The sequence below is a fragment of the Candidatus Zixiibacteriota bacterium genome (assembly GCA_036397555.1).
GTDB lineage: Bacteria > Zixibacteria > MSB-5A5 > WJJR01 > WJJR01 > DATKYL01.
Genome location: DASWIS010000008.1, coordinates 693,431 through 713,083 on the forward strand (window position 1 = coordinate 693,431; position 19,653 = coordinate 713,083).

At 60.5% G+C, this 19,653-nt stretch carries 20 protein-coding genes and 1 riboswitch; of the genes, 15 read left to right on the forward strand and 5 right to left on the reverse strand.

Annotated elements, in window-relative coordinates; all coding sequences use genetic code 11:
- The first annotated feature begins 14 nt into the window (after window positions 1-14).
- The 15 genes from VGB22_04625 to VGB22_04695 all read left to right on the forward strand — a co-directional run bounded on the left by VGB22_04625 (window position 15) and on the right by VGB22_04695 (window position 14,644).
- Window positions 15-734 (forward strand): SDR family NAD(P)-dependent oxidoreductase, encoded by a 720-nt coding sequence (locus tag VGB22_04625; protein ID HEX9750557.1) that lies wholly within the window; start codon window positions 15-17, stop codon window positions 732-734.
- A gap of 166 nt (window positions 735-900) precedes the next feature.
- Window positions 901-1,725, forward strand: a complete 825-nt coding sequence (locus VGB22_04630) for a segregation/condensation protein A (GenBank protein ID HEX9750558.1) — start codon at window positions 901-903, stop codon at window positions 1,723-1,725.
- Window positions 1,718-2,569, forward strand: coding sequence for an SMC-Scp complex subunit ScpB (gene scpB / locus VGB22_04635; GenBank protein HEX9750559.1), 852 nt, complete (start codon window positions 1,718-1,720; stop codon window positions 2,567-2,569). Before VGB22_04630 ends, scpB begins: the two co-directional genes overlap by 8 nt.
- Before the next feature lie 9 nt (window positions 2,570-2,578).
- Window positions 2,579-3,361 carry a pseudouridine synthase gene (locus VGB22_04640; protein HEX9750560.1) on the forward strand — a complete coding sequence of 261 codons (783 nt, stop codon included), beginning with the start codon at window positions 2,579-2,581 and terminating at the stop codon, window positions 3,359-3,361.
- 75 nt (window positions 3,362-3,436) lie between these two features.
- Window positions 3,437-4,948: a lysine--tRNA ligase gene (lysS, locus tag VGB22_04645; protein HEX9750561.1), complete on the forward strand. Its 1,512-nt coding sequence runs from the start codon at window positions 3,437-3,439 to the stop codon at window positions 4,946-4,948.
- Window positions 4,949-4,955: 7 nt separating this feature from the next.
- Window positions 4,956-6,182, forward strand: a complete 1,227-nt coding sequence (locus tag VGB22_04650; protein ID HEX9750562.1) for a lipoprotein-releasing ABC transporter permease subunit — start codon at window positions 4,956-4,958, stop codon at window positions 6,180-6,182.
- Window positions 6,183-6,210: 28 nt separating this feature from the next.
- Entirely contained in the window at window positions 6,211-6,933 is a 723-nt protein-coding gene (locus VGB22_04655; GenBank protein HEX9750563.1) for an ABC transporter ATP-binding protein, read from the forward strand.
- A 104-nt stretch (window positions 6,934-7,037) separates the two neighbouring features.
- The gene (locus VGB22_04660) at window positions 7,038-7,577 is read left to right on the forward strand and encodes a UvrB/UvrC motif-containing protein (protein ID HEX9750564.1); all 540 of its coding nucleotides are present in this window, start codon (window positions 7,038-7,040) and stop codon (window positions 7,575-7,577) included.
- On the forward strand, window positions 7,574-8,677 hold the full coding sequence (locus VGB22_04665; GenBank protein HEX9750565.1) for a protein arginine kinase: 1,104 nt from the start codon (window positions 7,574-7,576) through the stop codon (window positions 8,675-8,677). The genes VGB22_04660 and VGB22_04665 overlap by 4 nt, the downstream gene beginning before the upstream one ends.
- Before the next feature lie 120 nt (window positions 8,678-8,797).
- Complete coding sequence (locus VGB22_04670; protein ID HEX9750566.1) at window positions 8,798-11,272, forward strand: ATP-dependent Clp protease ATP-binding subunit; 2,475 nt, start codon at window positions 8,798-8,800, stop codon at window positions 11,270-11,272.
- Between the two features lie 95 nt (window positions 11,273-11,367).
- Window positions 11,368-11,622, forward strand: coding sequence for a 50S ribosomal protein L27 (gene rpmA / locus VGB22_04675; GenBank protein HEX9750567.1), 255 nt, complete (start codon window positions 11,368-11,370; stop codon window positions 11,620-11,622).
- A gap of 99 nt (window positions 11,623-11,721) precedes the next feature.
- Window positions 11,722-13,119 carry a class II fumarate hydratase gene (gene fumC / locus VGB22_04680; protein HEX9750568.1) on the forward strand — a complete coding sequence of 466 codons (1,398 nt, stop codon included), beginning with the start codon at window positions 11,722-11,724 and terminating at the stop codon, window positions 13,117-13,119.
- Window positions 13,120-13,334: 215 nt separating this feature from the next.
- Complete coding sequence (locus VGB22_04685; protein HEX9750569.1) at window positions 13,335-13,799, forward strand: nucleotidyltransferase; 465 nt, start codon at window positions 13,335-13,337, stop codon at window positions 13,797-13,799.
- 26 nt (window positions 13,800-13,825) lie between these two features.
- Window positions 13,826-13,887: riboswitch (Fluoride riboswitch) on the forward strand.
- Window positions 13,888-13,898: 11 nt separating this feature from the next.
- On the forward strand, window positions 13,899-14,297 hold the full coding sequence (gene crcB / locus VGB22_04690; protein HEX9750570.1) for a fluoride efflux transporter CrcB: 399 nt from the start codon (window positions 13,899-13,901) through the stop codon (window positions 14,295-14,297).
- Window positions 14,294-14,644, forward strand: a complete 351-nt coding sequence (locus VGB22_04695) for a DUF190 domain-containing protein (protein ID HEX9750571.1) — start codon at window positions 14,294-14,296, stop codon at window positions 14,642-14,644. The genes crcB and VGB22_04695 overlap by 4 nt, the downstream gene beginning before the upstream one ends.
- Here VGB22_04695 and VGB22_04700 read toward each other — a convergent pair.
- From VGB22_04700 to rplU, 5 genes are all read right to left on the reverse strand, one after another.
- A complete protein-coding gene (locus VGB22_04700) occupies window positions 14,611-15,009 on the reverse strand; it encodes a dockerin type I repeat-containing protein (GenBank protein HEX9750572.1) in 399 nt (132 codons plus the stop codon). The two genes, VGB22_04695 and VGB22_04700, sit on opposite strands and share 34 nt — an antisense overlap.
- Window positions 15,010-15,188: 179 nt before the next feature.
- Window positions 15,189-16,271 carry a UDP-3-O-(3-hydroxymyristoyl)glucosamine N-acyltransferase gene (gene lpxD, locus VGB22_04705; protein ID HEX9750573.1) on the reverse strand — a complete coding sequence of 361 codons (1,083 nt, stop codon included), beginning with the start codon at window positions 16,269-16,271 and terminating at the stop codon, window positions 15,189-15,191.
- Window positions 16,268-16,825, reverse strand: coding sequence for an OmpH family outer membrane protein (locus VGB22_04710; protein ID HEX9750574.1), 558 nt, complete (start codon window positions 16,823-16,825; stop codon window positions 16,268-16,270). Before VGB22_04710 ends, lpxD begins: the two co-directional genes overlap by 4 nt.
- Window positions 16,826-16,852: 27 nt before the next feature.
- Window positions 16,853-19,288 carry an outer membrane protein assembly factor BamA gene (gene bamA / locus VGB22_04715; GenBank protein HEX9750575.1) on the reverse strand — a complete coding sequence of 812 codons (2,436 nt, stop codon included), beginning with the start codon at window positions 19,286-19,288 and terminating at the stop codon, window positions 16,853-16,855.
- A complete protein-coding gene (gene rplU / locus VGB22_04720) occupies window positions 19,281-19,598 on the reverse strand; it encodes a 50S ribosomal protein L21 (protein ID HEX9750576.1) in 318 nt (105 codons plus the stop codon). The genes bamA and rplU overlap by 8 nt, the downstream gene beginning before the upstream one ends.
- Between the last annotated feature and the right edge of the window lie 55 nt (window positions 19,599-19,653).

Sequence of the window (19,653 nt, forward strand, 5' to 3'; positions counted from 1 at the left end):
TTGGAGTCTCCGTGATGGATAACCTCAACGGCTGTCGCGCCATTGTGACCGGCGCGTCCAAAGGCATCGGCCGCGCCATTGCCGAACGGCTCGCCGACGAGGGCGCGCGACTGGCGCTGATGGCGCGATCGGGACCCGTGCTCGATGACCGTGTTGCCGACTGCCACCAGCGCGGCGCCCAGGCCACCGCATTCGCGTGCGATGTCTCCGATGCCCGGGCCGTCGAGCGCCAGTTTGCCGCCGCGATCACCTGGCTCGGCGGCGTCGATCTGTTGGTCAATAACGCCGGGTTGGGCTACTTCGCCTCGGTCGATGAGCTGACCGTCGAAGAATTCGATGAAATGCTCGGCACCAATCTGCGCGGCGTCTTCCTGTGCTCGCGCGCCGTGGTCCCGCGAATGAAAGCCGACGGCGGCGGGCTGATCGTCAACATCGCCTCCATCGCCGGCAAGTACGGCTCCGAGATGGGAGCCGGATACTGCGCATCCAAGTTCGGCGTGATGGGACTCAATGAGTGTATGGGTCTCGATTTGCGTCGCCACAATATCCGTGTCACCGCCATCTGCCCCGGATCGGTCAACGCGCCCGACTTTCGGACCGGCCGCTCCGCCCGCATCGCGTCCGAGCACATGATTCAAGCCGGCGACGTGGCCGAAGCGGTTGTCTATCTGGCCCGCCAGCCGGATCGTATCTTTCTGCGCGAGATGGAGATACGGGTAACTCAGACATCCTGATCGCTTCCAGTCCCCGAAATCTGCTTCGCTGGGCCCGCGACGCGACCGGGCCGAGACTCCGTGGAGTTTGGCGACTTTTCTATTGCCGCGTCTGCGCACTCCGGTAACTTGATTGGGTAACACTGGGGGGCGGATTACTGCGAACGATCCGCCGACGCGACGTCAGATGTCCAAGGTCCTATCACGCGCGAAGAGCGCGAACGCTGAATTGACGGGAGTTTCCGATCCTGATGCCCCCAATGGCAACGGGCATGAGGGCTGGCCGATCTTCAAGCTCGATGTCTTCGAGGGACCGCTGGACCTCCTGCTGTATTTGATTCGCAAGAACGAAATCGATATCTCCGACATCCCCATCGCCCGCATCACCTCCGAGTATCTTGCGATGGTGCGCCTCATGGAGGCGTTTGATCTGGAAATCGCCGGCGAGTACATCGTGATGGCGGCGACTTTGATGCGGATCAAATCCGCCATGCTCCTGCCGCGCGATCCCATACTCGAGGATGAGGACGACCCGCGATCACTCCTCGTCCAGGCGCTGTTGGAGTATCGGACATTCAAAGAAGGGGCGGGGATACTCGGGGAGCATGAGGAGAGGGAACGACGCGTCTATGCCCGCTCGGATTTCTCCGACGGCACCCTGCCGGTCAAATCGCGATTCGTGATCGGCCACACGCTGTATGATTTGATAGCGGCATTCGGCGATGTCCTGGCGCGCATGCCCAGTGACACCTCGCACAACGTCGACATTCCCGAGTACACGGTCGAGGATCGCATCGCCGAACTGGAGACGATGTTGGATGCGCAGGATCAGTTTGAATTCGCCCAACTGATTGCCCACGCGGCGACACGCTGGATGGTCATTGTCACGTTTCTGGCGCTGTTGGAACTGGTGCGCCTGCGCCGCATCACACTCGTGCAGCCACGGCCGTTCGGCGAGATTCGGCTGGCGCGACGCGTCATGGCGAGCGGAAATGAGGGACACGATGATTGACGAGCACAGACAGGAGACGATGGAATTGACGCACGACACCGCGCACGGGCAGAGTCAACTGTCCGATGGCGAGGAGCGATTCGTCAGCGCCGTCGAAGCGTTGCTGTTCGCCGCCCACGAGCCCCTGGCGCCGTCGATGCTGATGTCGCTGGATGGCCGGACCGGGTGGACCCTCGACGATGTCGCCGGAGAGATCAACCGCCGACTCAGCGCCCATCGGCATCCCATGAGGGTTCGCAAGGTCGCGGGCGGGTATCAAATGCACCTGCTCCCCGAGTTCGCGCCGATTGTGGATGCACATCTGGTGCGCGAGAAGACTCAAAAGCTCTCACGGGCAGGTCTCGAGACGCTGGCGATCATCGCTTACCGTCAGCCCTGCTCCACGCCGGAAGTCGAACATATCCGCGGCGTGGCATGCGACGGTGTCCTGCGCACGCTGATGGAGCGCGGCCTGATTACGCTGAAGGGACGATCGGATGCTCCCGGCCGTCCGTGGCTGTATACGACGACGCGGGAGTTCCTGCAGTACTTCGGGATCGATGCGCTCGCCGATCTTCCGCCGGAAACCGAACTGGCGTCGATTCTCGCGTCACGCAATCCCGACGACTCCGATCCGACCGCCGACTTGTTCGCCCGCCTCGTCTTGAAACGCAATGAGGGGGAGTGTCGATCGTCGACGATCACCGCCGAGACGTTTCGCATCGGCGATGTTCGCTGGTCCGGAAACCACGACGAAACTGACTCCGAGTCCGACGAAGACGCGGGCGTTGCCGAATCCGGGTATGAGCAGCAAGACGTCGGATTGCAACGCGGCGCTGAATCGCTCGTGACGGCGCCCGCCTGATCCCCTGGCATGTCTGAATCCTCCGCGACTTCGCGGGAGCGTCTGAACCGTTTCCTGTCACGCTCGGGCATTGGGTCGCGCCGCAAAGCCGACGACCTGATTGCGGCCGGGCGAATTGCCCTCAACGGTATTCCTGTCGAACGCCCCGGGGTGCTCGTCGATCCGCTCGCCGATCGGGTGACCATCGACGGACGCCGTGTTACCCCGGCGATCAACGACACCGTCTGGATCGTGCTGTACAAACCCGCCGGTACGCTGACCACGCGACGCGATCAACGCGGTCGCCCGGTCGTGTTTGACCTGCTGCCGCGCAAGTATTCGCAATTGATTCCGGTCGGACGGCTCGATCAGGACGTGACCGGCGTGCTGTTGTTGACCTCCGATGGGCACGCGGCCAACCGGCTGATGCACCCGCGATACGGCGTTTCCCGCTCTTACGAAGCGACAGTCATCGGACGACCCGGTTCGGCAATCCTCAGGATGCTTGGACGTGGAATCGATCTGGGAGACCCGACTCCGGCGCATGCCGATGTGAGCATTCTGGCCCCGGTTCGTGACGGCACGCGTCTGCGTGTCGAGATTCGCGAGGGTCGAAAACGCGAGGTCAAACGCATGCTCGCTGCGGTCGGGCACCGTGTACTGAGTCTGCACCGGCACAGCTATGCCGGCATCACCCTCGGTCGACTTCGTCCGGGCCAATGGCGGTTCTGCTCGAAGACGGAACTGCGCCGACTCACGGACCTAATTTCGGAGACTGGACCGGAAACGGCAATGACCGCTGGCAGTCCATAGTGGCCGTTTAGCAGTCGGAGATTGCGCGCCCGGAATCCTGCCTGTATCATCGTCTCACCAATGCCCGAACGCGCCATGAGCACATCGTCATCCACCACACACACCGCGGACGACCCGGTCGGACATCGCCGATCCAAGCTGGCGCGGTGGCGGCAGGCCGGTGTCGATCCCTATCCGCCCGGCTTCGACCCGACGCACCGCTCCAGCGCCATCATCGCCGCATTCGCAGAGCACTCCGGAAAGTCCGTGCGGATCGCCGGACGGATCGTATCGTGGCGCGCGCACGGAAAGAGCACGTTTTTTCACCTGCTCGACGGCGACGGAAGGATTCAATGCTATGCGAAGGCCGATGTTCTCGGCGCCGAAACTTACGAACGATTGGACTGGCTCGATACCGGCGACTTCGTCGGTGTGATCGGCGAGGTGTTCAAGACGCGCACCGAAGAGATCACGGTCAGAGCCGATTCGATCGTGCTGCTATCGAAGTCGCTGCGCCCGCTGCCGGAAAAGTGGCATGGCTTGGTCGACAAGGAGCTGCGGTACCGTCGGCGTTACCTCGATCTGATTTCGAATGACGCGGTGCGCGAGTTGTTCGTCACACGCACCCGCATCCTAAGCGCGGTCCGCTCGTTTCTGGACCGGCGCGGCTTTCTCGAAGTCGAAACCCCGGTGCTGCAGCCGATTTACGGCGGCGCGGCGGCGCGGCCGTTCGTGACGCACCACAACGCGCTCGATGCGCAGTTCTATCTGCGTATCGCCGATGAGCTGTATCTGAAGCGGCTGATCGTCGGCGGATACGAACGCGTCTACGAAGTCTGCAAAGACTTCCGCAATGAGGGCATCGATCGCGATCACAATCCCGAATTCACCATGGTAGAGTGCTACGCCGCCTACTGGGATTATCGCGATGTCATGACGCTGCTGCGTGATCTGATCATCGAGGTCGCCGTCGCTGTCCGTGGTCGGGCCGCCATTGAATGCGAGGGTCGCAATATCGACCTCTCCGGACCATGGCGGGAATGGCCGCTCCTGGATGCCATCAGGGAGAAGACCGGACTGGATTTGTCGTTTCCCGATGCTCCCGACGCACGCGCTGCGGCGCGAAGTATCGGTATCGAAGTGTCTGCTGACGCATCCTACGGAAAAGTCGTCGACGAAGTTTTCTCGCAGCGCGTGCAGCCGGACCTGATCGAACCGACCTTCATCACCGATTACCCGGAGGAAATCTCTCCATTGGCGAAGAAACACCGCACCAAGCCCGGACTGGTCGAGCGGTTTGAGTTGTTCATTGCCCGCATGGAACTTGGGAATGCATTCAGTGAGCTCAACGACCCCGATGACCAGCGGGCGCGATTTGCGGCCATGGCCCAGGCCGCGCAGCAGGGCGATGAGTTCGCCCACCGGATGGATGAGGATTTCCTGTTTGCGCTCGAACACGGCATGCCGCCGACCGGCGGGCTGGGCTTCGGACTGGACCGGCTGGTCATGGTCGTAACCGGCGCGCCGTCGATCCGCGAGGTCATCCTGTTCCCGACCCTGCGGCCGGCGACGTCTGAGGACGCCGCATTACCCCCGGCGGATGTATAACCCGACGATGTCCTACACCACGTTCATCGCCCGCCGCCAGTTGCGCTCGCGGCAGCGTCACGGGTTTCTCTCGCTCATCACGCTGATCTCCATTCTCGGCATCATCGTCGGTACCGCCGTCCTGGTCTTCGCGTTGGCGATCATGCGTGGTTTCGAAACCGAGGTGAAGCAGCGCATTGTCGGCACGACCGCGCATGTCTCGGTGTTCCATCGTTTCGACGACGGCATCGTCGACTGGCAGCCCATTCGAGACCGACTGGCGTCGATGGACGAGGTCGAGGCGGTTGCGCCGTTTGTCTACTACAAGGCGGCGATCTCTTCTGGTGATGCCAACGACGGTGTCATCGTGCGCGGGATCATTCCCGATCGCGAAGTCGAAGTGACCCGGCTGCGCGAATCGGTCCTGGGCGGCAACTGGCACATGGATTCCGATGACCCCGACGATCATCCCATTCTGTTGGGCAGCACATTGGCGAATCGGCTCAATGTCGTCGGCGGCGACGAAGTCGTCCTGTACAGCTTGCGCGGGGAAGCGTTGGCCGAAGGCGCTCCGCCCCGCATCATGAAGTTCGTGGTCGCCGATCTGTTCGAGACCGGCATGTACGAATACGATGCCGCGTTGTGCTACATCACACTGGCCGATGCCCAACGACTGTTCTTGCTCCCCGATCGCATCTCCGGATTTCAACTGAAAGTGTCCGACTGGAACCGCGCAAATACCGTCGCCGAGCGCATCGAAGGCACGCTCGATCCCGATCTGTATGCGACCGACTGGATGCGAATGCACCGCAATCTCTTCGGCTGGATGGAAATCGAACGCCGCTGGGCGATCGTGGCACTGTCGCTGATCATCGCGGTCGCCGCCTTTAACATCATCTCGACGTTGATTATGGTCGTCATGGACAAGCGCCGCGAAATCGCGGTGCTGAAAACGATGGGCGCGCCCTCACGCGGCATCCGCGCCATCTTCATGTGGCAGGGAAGCCTGATCGGCATCACCGGAACCACGATCGGACTGATCCTGGGATTGGGAATGTGCTGGGTGCAGAAGACTTTCTCTCTGGTGTCACTGCCGGCGGAGATCTATTTCATCGACTCGCTGCCGGTCATCGTCGACGTCCGCGATGTCGCCATCGTCGGTGTGGTGGCGCTGGTGATTTCGTTCCTGGCCACGATCTATCCGGCAGGACGCGCGGCCCGTCTGTATCCGGTGCACATTCTGCGGTACGAATAGGACGATGGCCGCACGCGAGTCGCCCCCCATGCCTTCTGCCGCCGTGTCCGACTCCCCCCCGACACGCGTCGTCGCGTGCGCGGTCGGCGTCCATCGCTACTTCGATGCGCCCGAAGGACAGTTGCGCATCCTGCGCGGCATCGATCTGGATGTGCCGGAGGCCACCATGATCGCCATTACCGGCGCGTCGGGCGTCGGCAAGAGCACCTTGTTGCACATCCTCGGCGGACTGGATGCCCCGACGTCGGGCGATGTGTATTGGGACGGGCAATCACCCTACCACATGAACGAGGAATCACGCGCGCATTATCGGAACAAGTCGGTCGGGTTTGTCTTTCAGTTCCATTACCTGCTGCCCGAATTCACCGCCGAGGAAAACGTCGCGCTGCCGCTCATCATCGGCGGCACACGGCTTGAGGATGCCCTGATCGCAGCGCGGTCGTTGCTCTCGGATCTGGGGTTGGGCAACCGTGGCGCGCATCGTCCGGGTGAACTCTCCGGCGGCGAGCAACAGCGCACCGCGCTCGCGCGGGCGCTCGTCACGGGGGCGCGTCTCATTGTTGCCGATGAACCGTCGGGAAACCTCGACTCGCGCACGGCGGAACAGTTGCATGAGTTGCTCGGTACCAAGCTAATGGATAGAGGATGTTCAGTCGTTTTGGCGACGCACAATCCCGATCTGGCCCGACGGGCCGGGATCCGGTATGTGTTGAGCGACGGCGTGTTGCGAAAGGCGCAGCCGCCGATATAACTTAAGGCAGGGCGACGCCGGCGATTTGGCCTTGCCCCGGCCCGATGCCGGGGATAAACTTCCCCGACGCTTTGCCCGCGCGGTGCAAAAAGGGGGTTATTCTCGTGAAGTGTGAGAGCTGCGGTGAACGCGACGCCAGTGTGCATTTCACCCAGATTCGCAGCAACAAGAAGACCGAGATGCACCTCTGCAAGGAGTGCGCCAAGAAGAAGGGGTTTCACAATCCGCTCGATGATGTTCCCTTTCCGTTGGCGGAGTTTCTCAGCTCGATGGTGCAGCGCGCCGGCGCGCCGTCGGACGCGATGGGCAAGATGGTCTGCCCGTCGTGCGGTATGCGCTTTGTCGATTTCACGCGCATCGGACGATTCGGCTGCGGACATTGTTATACCGCGTTCAAGACTCCATTGGAGGATTTGCTGCGAAAGATTCACGGGTCGACACGGCATCGCGGACGCACACCCATGACCAAGACCGTCGAATCGGTGAGCGCCGTCGAAGAACTGGTGCGCCTCAAGGACGACTTGAAAAAGGCCATCGAGCGTGAAGATTTCGAGCTGGCGGCCGATCTGCGCGATCAGTTGAAAACCGCCTCGCGACGCGCACAGCAAGCGGAGAAGCAAAAAGCGCAGGAGAACGCATCATGATGTCGTCATTCGCCGAGCTGATCAAGCGCCCGGTCGCCTGGCTCTCCGGCGAGGGGGAAGAGGCGGGATTGGTCCTCTCCAGCCGTGTGCGTCTGGCGCGCAATCTGGCCAAGCACTCCTATCCGGTCCGCGCCGAACCCGCCGAAGCGCGCCAGATTGTCGATATCGTCAAGACCGCGATCGAGAAATCCTCGCTCGCCGACAACGGGTTGTTTCTTGACTCGGAGTCGATCACCGAAGACGACCGCGACGTGTTGATCGAACGCCATCTCATCTCGCCGGAATTCCTCCGCGATGAAATGCCGCGCGGCCTCTACGTCGATGAGGAAGTGGCCGCCAGTCTCATGGTCAACGAGGAAGACCATCTGCGAATACAAGCGGTACGGTCGGGCCTCGATCTGCGTCACGCGATGGACCGCGCGCGCGGCATCGAAATGGAATTGGGCGAGCGTCTCAACTTCGACTTCGACTCACGACTGGGATATCTGACCGCTTGCCCGACCAACGTCGGCACCGGATTGCGCGTATCGGTCCTGATCCACCTGCCCGGATTGGCGTTGACCAAGGAAATGGATACCGTCCTGGGTCAGATGAACAAAGTCGGGCTGACGGTGCGCGGGTTTTACGGTGAAGGATCCGATGTTCTCGGGTATTTGTTCCAGGTGTCGAATCAAACGACACTGGGGCGCACGGAAGAAGACGTCCTCGATTCTCTTGAGAAGGTGACTCGGCAGTTGATCGCCTATGAATCCAATGCGCGTCAGGCGCTCTTCACCGATGCGTCGCCGCAGATTCTCGACAAAATCTGGCGCTCATACGGTATATTGTCCAATGCCCGGGTGCTGACCTCGCAGGAGGCGATGAATCTCTTGTCGGCAGTCCGTCTCGGGGTTGCCATCGGCGAGCCGCTGGGACTGACCTTGGGGAAGGTGAACGAGTTGATGTTATCGACACAGCCGGCCCATCTGCAACGTCACGCGGGACATCCCATGAGTTCCGAAGAGCGGGATGTGGCGCGTGCCGAACTGGTCCGCAAGCATCTGAGCAAGCGGCCCGCGCGCCGTCGTTCGGGCGGCGGACGGACATCCGGGAAGGATTAGGGGAACCCGCAGAGGTTCCAGTCAAGAGGCGGACGTGCTCCGGCCGATAGAGGGTTTACCGGCACACGGGACGGAGCCGGTTGTGCAAGGGATGCAACGGAGACCTTTTGAGGATTGATGATGAACGAGTCATTTTCGGAATCGGCACGTAAGGCGATCGAGTTCGCCCGTGATGAGGCGGCACGACTGCGCCACGACTATATCGGCACAGAGCACCTGCTGTTGGGGCTGATCCGACTGGGCGAGGGCCAGGCGGTCGATATCATCGCCAACATCGGCATCGATATGGCCGAGTTGAAGACCTCGATCGAGGAAGTGGTGCAACCATCGGGCGGCACCATGACCATGGGGCAATTGCCGCTGACCGCGCGTGCCAAGAAGACACTGGAAGTCGCCGGCGCCGAAGCCCGCGCCTTGAAGTCGAAGGAAATCGATACCGAACATATCCTGTTGGCACTGCTCAAAGACGAAGAGGGCGTCGCCGCGCAGGTGCTGTCGATGTACGATGTCGACTACAAGGACGCCTACGAAGAACTCAAGAACATTCGCGGCGGGAAGCCGTCGGCGTTCGGCAAGAAACGCAAGAAATCCAAGACCCCCGCGCTCGATCACTTCGGACGCGATCTGACCGAACTGGCGCGCAAGGGCAAGCTCGATCCGATCATAGGACGCGAAAACGAAATCGAACGCGTCAGTCAAATTCTCTCGCGCCGCAAGAAAAACAATCCGGTCCTGATCGGTGAACCCGGCGTCGGCAAAACCGCGATTGCCGAAGGACTGGCCCAGCGCATCATTCAGGGCAAGGTTCCCGAAATCCTCGAGAACAGACGCCTCGTGACGCTCGACATGACCTCGCTGGTCGCCGGAACCAAGTACCGCGGCCAGTTCGAGGAACGCCTCAAAGCGGTCATGAACGAAATCGTCAACACCAACGACGTCATCATTTTCATCGATGAATTGCACACCATCGTCGGGGCCGGAGGCGCCGAAGGATCGCTGGATGCCTCCAACATCTTCAAGCCGGCCCTCGCCCGCGGCGAATTGCAGTGCATCGGCGCCACGACGCTTAACGAATATCGCAAATACATCGAAAAAGACGGCGCGCTGGACCGACGTTTCCAGACCGTGATGATCGAGGAGCCGAACTACGCCGACACACTGGAGATCCTCAAGGGGCTCAATCCGCGCTATGAAGAACATCACAAAATTAAAATCTCCGATGAAGCGCTGATCGCGGCCGTCAAGCTCTCGGACCGCTACATCTCCGGGAAATTCCAACCCGACAAAGCGATCGACGTTATCGATGAGGCAGGATCGCGTGCGCACCTGAACGCCTGCACCAAGCCGACCGAATTCTCCGAACTGGAGAACAAGATTCTCGAGATTCAGACCGCCAAGGAAAACGCCGTCAAAAATCAGGAATTCGAGAAGGCCGCCGGTCTGCGCGATGAGTTGAAAATCGCGCGCGAAGAACTGGAAGAGAAGAAAAGAGCATGGCAGGAAGACCGTGAGAAGCTCCTGTACGTGCTCACCGCCGAGGATGTCGCCACCGTCGTCTCGAAGATGACCGGCATCCCGGTCCTGCGTCTGGAAGAAAAGGAATCCAAGAAGCTGCTCCGCATGGCCGAAGAACTCGGACGCCGGGTGATCGGACAGGAAGAGGCGATCTCGGTTTTGACCAAGGCGATCCGCCGTGCCCGCGCCGGTTTGGCCGACCCGCGCCGTCCCATCGGATCGTTCGTCTTCCTCGGACCGACCGGCGTGGGGAAGACCGAACTGGCCCGCGCGCTGGCGCAGTTCCTCTTTGAAGACGCCGACGCGCTCGTTCGCATCGATATGTCGGAGTACATGGAGAAATTCGCCGTATCACGCCTGATCGGGGCGCCGCCGGGATATGTCGGATACGAAGAGGGCGGACAATTGACCGAGAAAGTGCGCCGCCGCCCGTACTCGGTCGTCCTCCTCGATGAAATCGAAAAGGCGCATCCCGAGGTCTTCAATATCCTGCTGCAATTGCTCGATGATGGGCAATTGACCGATTCGTTCGGACGCAAAGTCGATTTCCGCAACACGGTCGTGATCATGACGTCCAACATCGGTACGCGCCAAATGCGCGATGAAAAGGCGCTCGGATTCCAGAAAGAGCATCTGGAAGGGTCGTATGACCACATGAAGTCCAAAGTGCTCACCGAATTGAAGAAGACGTTCAATCCCGAACTGCTCAACCGCATTGATGAAACCATCATCTTCCATGCCCTGGGCGCCGAGGAGATCAAGCAGATTGTCGAGATCGTTCTGGAAGACGTTTCCAAACGTCTGGCCGAACGCGGCATCTCCTTCGATTTGACCGCCGCCGCGCGCGCCTTTCTGGCGCAGAAGGGGTTTGATCCGACTCTTGGTGCACGGCCCTTGCGCAGAGCCATTCAAAAGTATCTCGAAGACCCACTGGCTGAGGAAATCCTTCGCGGTCAATTCGCCGGTGACTGCAATGTCAAAATCGACGCCGACCCCGATGGCGATAAGCTTTTGTTCAACATGGAGTTGACATCGGCGGCGCGCGAAAAGCCCACCGCCTCCAAGAACACGGTCGGGTGACTGATCCACTTGACCGATAACGCCGCCGGGCATATCTTCGACAATCCGCTGGTGCGGAGTGACGGACTTCCGAACGAATCAGGAGCATAGGTCAGATGGCGCATAAAAAGGGCGTGGGATCCTCGCGTAACGGGCGCGATTCGCACGGCCAGCGTTTGGGTGTCAAAATCTTCGGCGGCGAGGCCGTCAATGCCGGCACGATCCTTGTCCGGCAGCGCGGCACCCGCATCCACCCGGGCCGCAATGTCGGAGTCGGCAAGGACTGGACGCTGTTTGCACGCATCGACGGTAAGGTCTCGTTCGTGCGTGGAGCACGCGACCGCTCGTATGCCCATGTGGACCCTGCGTAATCAACAAGAAAAGTGAATGACAGGCCGCCTTTAGGCGGCCTTTTTTGTTGGTACCCGCCGACTGTGGCGATCGCGGCAAGCGGCTGAATGGAGAGCGCAATGGGAGCACGGATGGAGAAGGATACGATGGGCGAGATCGCGGTCCCCGACGACCGCTACTGGGGCGCACAAACAGAGCGGTCACGTCAGAATTTCAAGATCGGCGGCGAGCGCTTTCCGCGTTCCCTGATCCGTGCGCTCGGCATATTGAAGAAGGCGGCCGCACTAACCAATCAGGAATTGGGGCTGCTCTCCCAAGACAAGGCCGACCTGATTGCGCGCGCTGCCGACGAAGTGATCGACGGTTCGCTCGACGATCACTTTCCGCTGGTGGTCTGGCAAACCGGATCGGGGACCCAGACCAACATGAACGCCAACGAGGTCATCGCCAATCGCGCGATCGAGCTGGCGGGTGGGCGCATCGGCTCCAAATCCCCGATTCACCCGAATGATGACGTCAACAAAGCGCAGTCATCCAATGACACGTTTCCGACCGCCATGCACATTGCGGCCGCCGACGAAGTGACGCAGCGTCTCTTGCCCGCCATCCGCGGGCTGCGCGATACGCTGCGCCGGAAGTCGGATGCATTCGCCGACATCATCAAGATTGGACGCACGCACTTGATGGATGCCGTGCCGCTGACACTGGGACAGGAATTCTCCGGGTACACCCAACAGTTGACCAACAACATCGCGCGCATCGAATCGGCGCTGCCCTTCGTTTACGAATTGGCGCTGGGTGGAACCGCGGTCGGCACCGGGCTGAACACACATCCCGATTTTGCCGGAAAGGCCGCCGCCCGCATCGCCGGGATCACCGGGCTGCCGTTTGTCAGCGCACCCAACAAGTTCGAGGCACTGGCCGCGCATGATGCACTCGTGTCCCTCCACGGCGCGCTCAAGACGCTGGCAGCATCGCTGCTGAAGATCGCCAACGACATTCGCTGGATGGGATCGGGGCCGCGTGCGGGATTGGGAGAATTATCGCTGCCGGAAAACGAGCCCGGCAGCTCGATCATGCCCGGCAAAGTCAACCCGACGCAATGCGAAGCGATGACCATGGTCTGCGCGCAGGTGTTGGGAAATGATGTTGCCGTCAATGTCGCCGGATCATCGGGCAATTTTGAGCTGAATGTATTCAAGCCCGTGATCATCCATAATGTGTTGCAGTCGGTCCGGCTGCTGGCGGATGCGTGCGAGTCGTTCGACGCGCATTGCGCAGCCGGAATGACCGCCAACCGCGAGATCATCGAACTGCACATGACCCGCTCGCTGATGCTCGTCACCGCGCTGAATCCGCACGTCGGCTACGACAACGCGGCGAAGATTGCCAAGAAGGCGCACGCCGAAAACACGACGCTCCGCGAGGCCGCCATTGAGCTGGGCCTGCTGACCGCGGAGCAGTTCGACAGTTGGGTGCGCCCGAATGATATGCTGGGGCCGAAGGTCCTCTCTTGAGGGCCGAAGGGCTGAGAGTGCCTCTGCACAGTCGTAATGGCTCATTGCTGACGACCGGTGTACTCCGTATCCTGATCGCATGAATCGCAAAATCACGCGTCTGAAACGATTGACCGATCCGGACGAAGTCACGGTCATGCGCGGCACTCCGGCCGAGCGGATCGCGATGGTCTGGCCGCTCACACAAGAACTCTATTCGCTGAGCAAGTCTTACGATGTTGAACAGCCACTACAAAGACATGTTGTCCGCGTTGTCCGAGGAAGGCGTTAGGTTCCTCGTCGTCGGCGCGTACGCCATGGCCGCACACGGTTATGTGCGCGCTACGTCTGATCTGGACATCTGGGTTGAGCCCGCGCCAGACAACGCGCAAGCCGTCATGCGTGCGCTCCAACGATTCGGTGCACCAATGCATGATATCAGCGTACGCGAACTGGAACAGTCTGACACCGTTCTGCAGATCGGCGTCGCCCCCCTGAGAATCGACATTATGACCGGTGTGGCAGGATTGGAGTTTAGTGAGGCGTATCGGAATGCCGTGGAAACGCAAATCGACAGGATTACAGTTCGCCTGTTGTCTCTGAACGATTTGATCAGGAATAAGCGGGCCTCGGGCAGAACTCGAGACACTGCCGATGCCGAGGCCCTCGAATCACTGAGAAACTCAGCCGCTCCAGAGTAAGCAGGGGCATGACGTGTTGTGCCCATGACACACCGGGCAATGGAGTCTGCCTTCGACCGCCGACACGGCTGATGACTCCTGTGATCGAACACGAGGGTAATGATGCGACACATTGTGTTGATCGCCGTCGGCGGCAGTCTGGGCGCGGTCGCGCGATACGGTTTGACGGGGCTGGTTCATAAACACTTCAAGGGCCTCTTTCCGCTCGGAACGCTGGCCGTCAATTTGGCGGGGTGCCTGTTGATCGGCGTGATTATGGGACTGGTGGTTCAGCGGCAACTGTTCGCGCCGGGAACGCGCATCTTCTTGCTGGTCGGATTCCTCAGTTCGTTTACGACGCTCTCGACGGTATCCTACGAAACCTTTCAGTTTCTGCACGACACCGAGATCGCGCTGGCCCTCGGCAACATTCTGGCCAACGCGATTGGGGGAATCGTGCTGGTGGCCGTCGGCTGGCTGGCTGTTCGCTTCTTTGCCGGATTCGGAGGCATATCATGAAACTGGAAGGTGAAGGGCAGCTTCTCCGCATCCTGATCGGCGAGAGCGATCGTTGGGAAGGCAGGCCGCTCCACGAAGCCATCGTGCTGAAGGCGCGGGAGTTGGGGCTGGCGGGCGCGACCGTCCTGCGCGGACTCGAGGGATTCGGCGCGCACAGCCGCATTCATACCGCCAAAGTCCTGCGACTCTCCGAAGATCTGCCGATTGTCATCGAAATCGTCGACCGACCGGAACGCATCGCCATGCTCCTGCCGGAACTCGACAAGATGGTCTCCGAAGGAATGATGACGCTGGAAAAAGTCCAGGTCATCGCCTATCGGCACAACGGCGATGCCAGTCGTGCCTGACATGTTGCTTGGTGGCAGGGGAGCTGCGGCTGACCACAACTCACATCGCACCGTATCGCGCTCTCGTCGGTACCGCATTCCGGATAGGGCGCCGGCGGGCCGCCGGAAAGAAAATTCTGCAGAAAAATAACGTCGGCCACCTCCGCCGCCAGTCCGTTCCCATTGACATCGGCGGCCTTCATACAGGGAGGGACCGGCATGCCGGTGTCGATAAAGCTGAGCAGATCATCGAAGTCCCGTCCATCGACCACACCGTCACAGTTGAAATCGCCACGAATGAAGTTCTGACCGTAAACCACCGACGCAAACAGAAGGACCGCCGGTGCCACCAACCCCCAAACGACACGGAGAGTGCGGACCCGCATGACCCACCTCGATTTGAAATGTACGGTATTTACAATGACTGCAACTTCACGGTGTTAATTCTTCGTTAAGACCGCGGGTTTGTCAAGAGGGAAGAGTGAGCCAACCACGGCGAGTTACGTCACGGCCACTTAACCGGAGACGTAAATCAATTTTCTCAGATTCAGTTATGTGAGATAAATCAGGAGGATTTGTTTTTAGAAGTTAGCTGCCGCTCCAGCTCCTCGACCCGCTTCTCCAACTGCCGGATCGTCTTGACGTGATTGGGGAGTGAGTTCTCGACGGCGAAGATGCGTTTCTGATGGCCGACATCGCGCGCAGGCGATCCTAAGTAAACAGCGCCCGCCGGGACATCGTTGGAGACCCCCGCCTGCGCCAACACGATCGCGCCGTCGCCGATCTCGATGTGCCCGACGATCCCCGCTTGGCCCGCCAGCGTCACGCGATCGCCGATCTTTGTCGAGCCGGAAATTCCGACTTGCGAGATGATGATGCAGTGTTCGCCGATGCGGACATTGTGACCGATCATCACGAGATTGTCGATCTTGGTGCCGCGTCCGATGCTCGTCTGATCGAGCGTTGCCCGATCCACCGCGCAGCACGAACCGATCTCGACATCGTCGCCGATGGTCACGCCGCCGACTTGCGGAACCTTCACGTAGCGTCCATCGGACTGTGTGTACCCGAAGCCGTCAGCGCCGATTACGGTCGCGGGATGAATGCGCACCCGATCGCCGAGCGTGCAATCGTGCATGATGGTCGTGTAGGGACCGATGCAGCAGCCGCGTCCAAGCCGTGAGTGCCGTCCGACGAAGGACCCGGCGAGAATGACCGACCCCGCTCCGAGCGCGGCATCATCGTCGATGACGCAGTGGGCCCCGACATGCACGCCGTCGCCCAACTCGACGCGAGCGCCGATGCGCGCAGACCGGTCCACTCCCGGCGAGGGTCGTTCCACCTGCGGATGAAATAGCTCGACCGCCCGCAAAAATGCCTTCTGCGGTTCGGGATGTGTCAGAAAAGTGATATCCGAACGCCCGATCTGACGCCACGCCGATGCGCCGTTCCCGGTCGAAGGAACGAGCACCGCCGATGCCCTGGTGCTCGTCAGATGGGACGCAAACTTCGCCGATCCGACGAACGTCAGTTGACCCGGCCGCGCCGCTTCGATTCCCGCGACTCCCTCAATGATGCGCTCAGAGTCGGCAGTGCCCTCGATGCCGGCTTCGAGATAGGCGGCCAGCTCGGCGAGTGTGTGATTCATTTGAGCTTGCCCAGCTCCTCAAAGACGCGGTCGGTCAGGTCGAGCTTTTTCTTCGCGTACATGATCGGCGCGAACTGAAGGCCGTTGGGTGTCATGTAAATCTGCGATGCATTGATGATGTAGTCGTAATCTTCCTCGGTCGCGACGAGTTCCACGACCTCCTGAATGCGCTGCAGGATCGGATTGGTCAACTCCGCGCGGCGCTGCTCGGCTTTCTGCTCCAGTTGCGTCTTGACCGTTATCACACTGCGTTCCATGTCCGCCAATTCCTGCTCGCGCTGCTTGCGCGTGTCTTCCGACAAGAGCAGGCGCTGTTTCTGGTAGTCCTCGACCTTGGTGAAATAGATTTCCTGCACGCTGTCGAAATCGGCCTCCCAGAGTGCCGCATCCTGACGAAAGAGTTCCTCGGCCGTGCGGAATTCCTCGTACTCGGCGAGAATGCGGTCCAGATCGACCCAGCCCACCTTGCTTTGAGCGTCGGCACTGTCGCCTATCGCCACGATCGACAGGGTGCCGATGACGACAGCCAGTCCGATTCTCAGTCTATTCCTCATGAAGAACTCTCCTTGCGATCTGGTCCGTTAGAACGCACCGCCGAATTGGAAGTGCGGTTTGAGTTTTCCCTTCTCGTCGCCGCGCAATGGAATGCCGAAATCGAACCCTAAAGTCCCCATGCCGGGAACTGCTACGCGGAATCCGAATCCGTAGGACGTCCACAGGTCCGCGAACGGCGTTATCTGCGACGCATTCAGCCATACGTTTCCGGCATCATAGAAAAACAGCCCGTACACCTGCTGCTTGACCACCGGGAAAGTGATCTGCGCATTGAGCACCATCAGCGCCTGCCCGCGCACCGTGTCGATGGCGTGGCGCCCATCGCCCGTGATCAGGTCGCCGGGTGTCGTATAATACGGCTCCGGCGCGCTGGATGTGTCCACAAACGCGACGATGGAGCGGTCGTCATACCCGCGAATCATCCCGTCGGAGCGGATGCCGCCCGCATAGTACAATTCCGAATACGGCACCGATGCCGCGCTCGCCCCTGCCTGCACGACGCCCAGCGTCCAGCGCGGGGCGAAGGTAAATCCCTTCCAAAGCTTTTTATAAAACGAGTGGGACGCGTTGTGTTTCGTGTAAACCCAGTCACCGGCAAAGAGCTTCGTGCCGAATTCGACCGAGTAGGTGCTGCGGCTGCCGGCAGTGGCAAACTCCGGCAGATTGCGCGAGTCGCGCACGACCGTCAGCGAAGTCGAAGAGATGATACCCGCCGCGCTGGCGATCAGTGCATCCCGCGATGCCGGGTTATATTCACTGGAAAAGTCGCTGTACTCCTGATCCTCCCAGCGGTAGTTCCCAAAAACGCTGAAGTAGTCATCGGGCCAACGCAATCGCCGTCCCAGCCGAACGCCCGCCCCGTTGATGCGCTGGGTAAAGTCGTTGGAGCCCGACACGAACGGATCGTCCCAGATGCGTTCCAGACGCTGGACATCGAAGCCGACCGTGGTCGGCGTGTCCATAAACCATGGTTCCGTAAAACCGACGCGAAAGGACTGACGGCGGCTGCCGAATTCCAGCAGGAAGTTGGCGCTCTGTCCGTTGCCGAACAGGTTGGGAATCCCCAGGTCGATCGTTCCGACCAGGCGGTCCTGCTCGGAGTAACCGCCGCCGACCTGGATCTGGCCGGTCGGCTTTTCTTCGACTGCGAACTCCAGGTCGACGCGTCCGTCGGGAAGCTGATTGAACTCCGGCGTCACGTTCCCGAAATAATTCAGGAGCATGACATTGCGCATCGACCGCTGCAACGCCGAACGACGAAAGATGTCATTGGGATACAGCGCCAGCTCGCGGCGGATCACCTTGTCTTTGGTCTTCGTGTTCCCCGTGATGTCGATGCGCCGCACATGGGCCGGGACTCCCTCGGAAATCTCATAGGACATGTGAACGATCGAGTCCTGCGTGCGCGTGTCGTCGATGATGCGCGCGTACAGATAGCCCTCTTCCATGTACGCTTCGTACATCCGGCCGACCGACTGTTCGTATTCCGCCTGGCTGAAAATGTCGCCCTCGCGGTAGCTCAGCAGCCGCCGCAACCGCTCCTCCGGCAGGACGCTCATTCCCTCCAGTTCGCTGCTCCCGAAATAGTACCGCGCTCCTTCATTGATCGTCAGTTGGAGCGTGACGCGCGTCTTGTCCTCGTCGAGGATCACGGTGTCGCTGACGATCATCGCATCCAGATATCCCATGTCGCGATAGTGATCGATGATCGCGATCTTATCGTCGGCATACTTCTGCCGGTCGAATTTGCCGCCCCCGAAGATCGACCGGGGGAATCCGCGCGGCTTGTTCGACATGCGGCCGCGCAGCGCACCGGCATCGAGACGTTCATTGCCCACAAACTCCACCTCACGCACCTTGACCGGCCGGTTTTCCTCGATGTGAAAGACGATGTCCGTTTCTCCGATGACCTGCGTGTCCGCCAGTTCGGAGCGCACGTTGACCAGAAAGTACCCCTTTTTCTCGTAGGCGCGGCGAATGGTCTGCTCGGCTTCGCGCAGCTTGTGCGGCCCGACCGGCTGCCCCCGTTTGAGCGTGAGCCCAAAATCCTTCTCCTTAAGCTCCTTGTTGCCCTTAAAAATCATGGTGTTCAGACGCGGGAACTCGTCGACGTGAATGATCAGTTTGATGCCGCCGGTGACCTCTTCACCGAGGATCTTGACGTCACCAAACAGATCCAAACCGAAAACCTGGTGAACCGCATTCTGGATGTCCTCGCGTGACACCGATGCGCCGACACGCAATCCGGACACATTGCGGATCAACTGCGCATCGGTGACCTGTGCGCCGTCCACACTCAGATCGACCAGCGTCACGTTTTGCGCATGGGCGTCCGGGGCGGCCGACAGTGTCACGGCGCACAACAACGCGGACAGACACAGCCCGAAGCGCAGTCCGCGCGCACCGGTTGGCACCCGCGCATCGTCCCCCGGCCTGATTCGCTGATTGATCGCGTTACGCATGGACGGCCGTAATTCGGACAGCAGTATGGGGCTGCCGATGGCCGGTCTTGCGACGGTAGCTGGTGTTCTGATGAAATCGAAAGACGATAAGTTTGCGGTCGTGACCCTGCCCGACGATCTCGCCTTCGACATGCGCCCCTTCAAGATGGGGTCGGCCGGTCCGGATCTCTTCGCCCTGTCGGGAGACCAGCACCCGGTCAAAGGCGACCCGATCTCCTGCGGACCCGCCCAGAAGCGGGACACGAATGACATCACCGACGCTGACTGCGAACTGCTTGCCCCCGGTTTCCAGAATTGCTTCGTATGCCATAGAGTCCTCGTTGGTGCCGGCACCGCTTCATGGCGGGCAGGAAGACGACTAACTT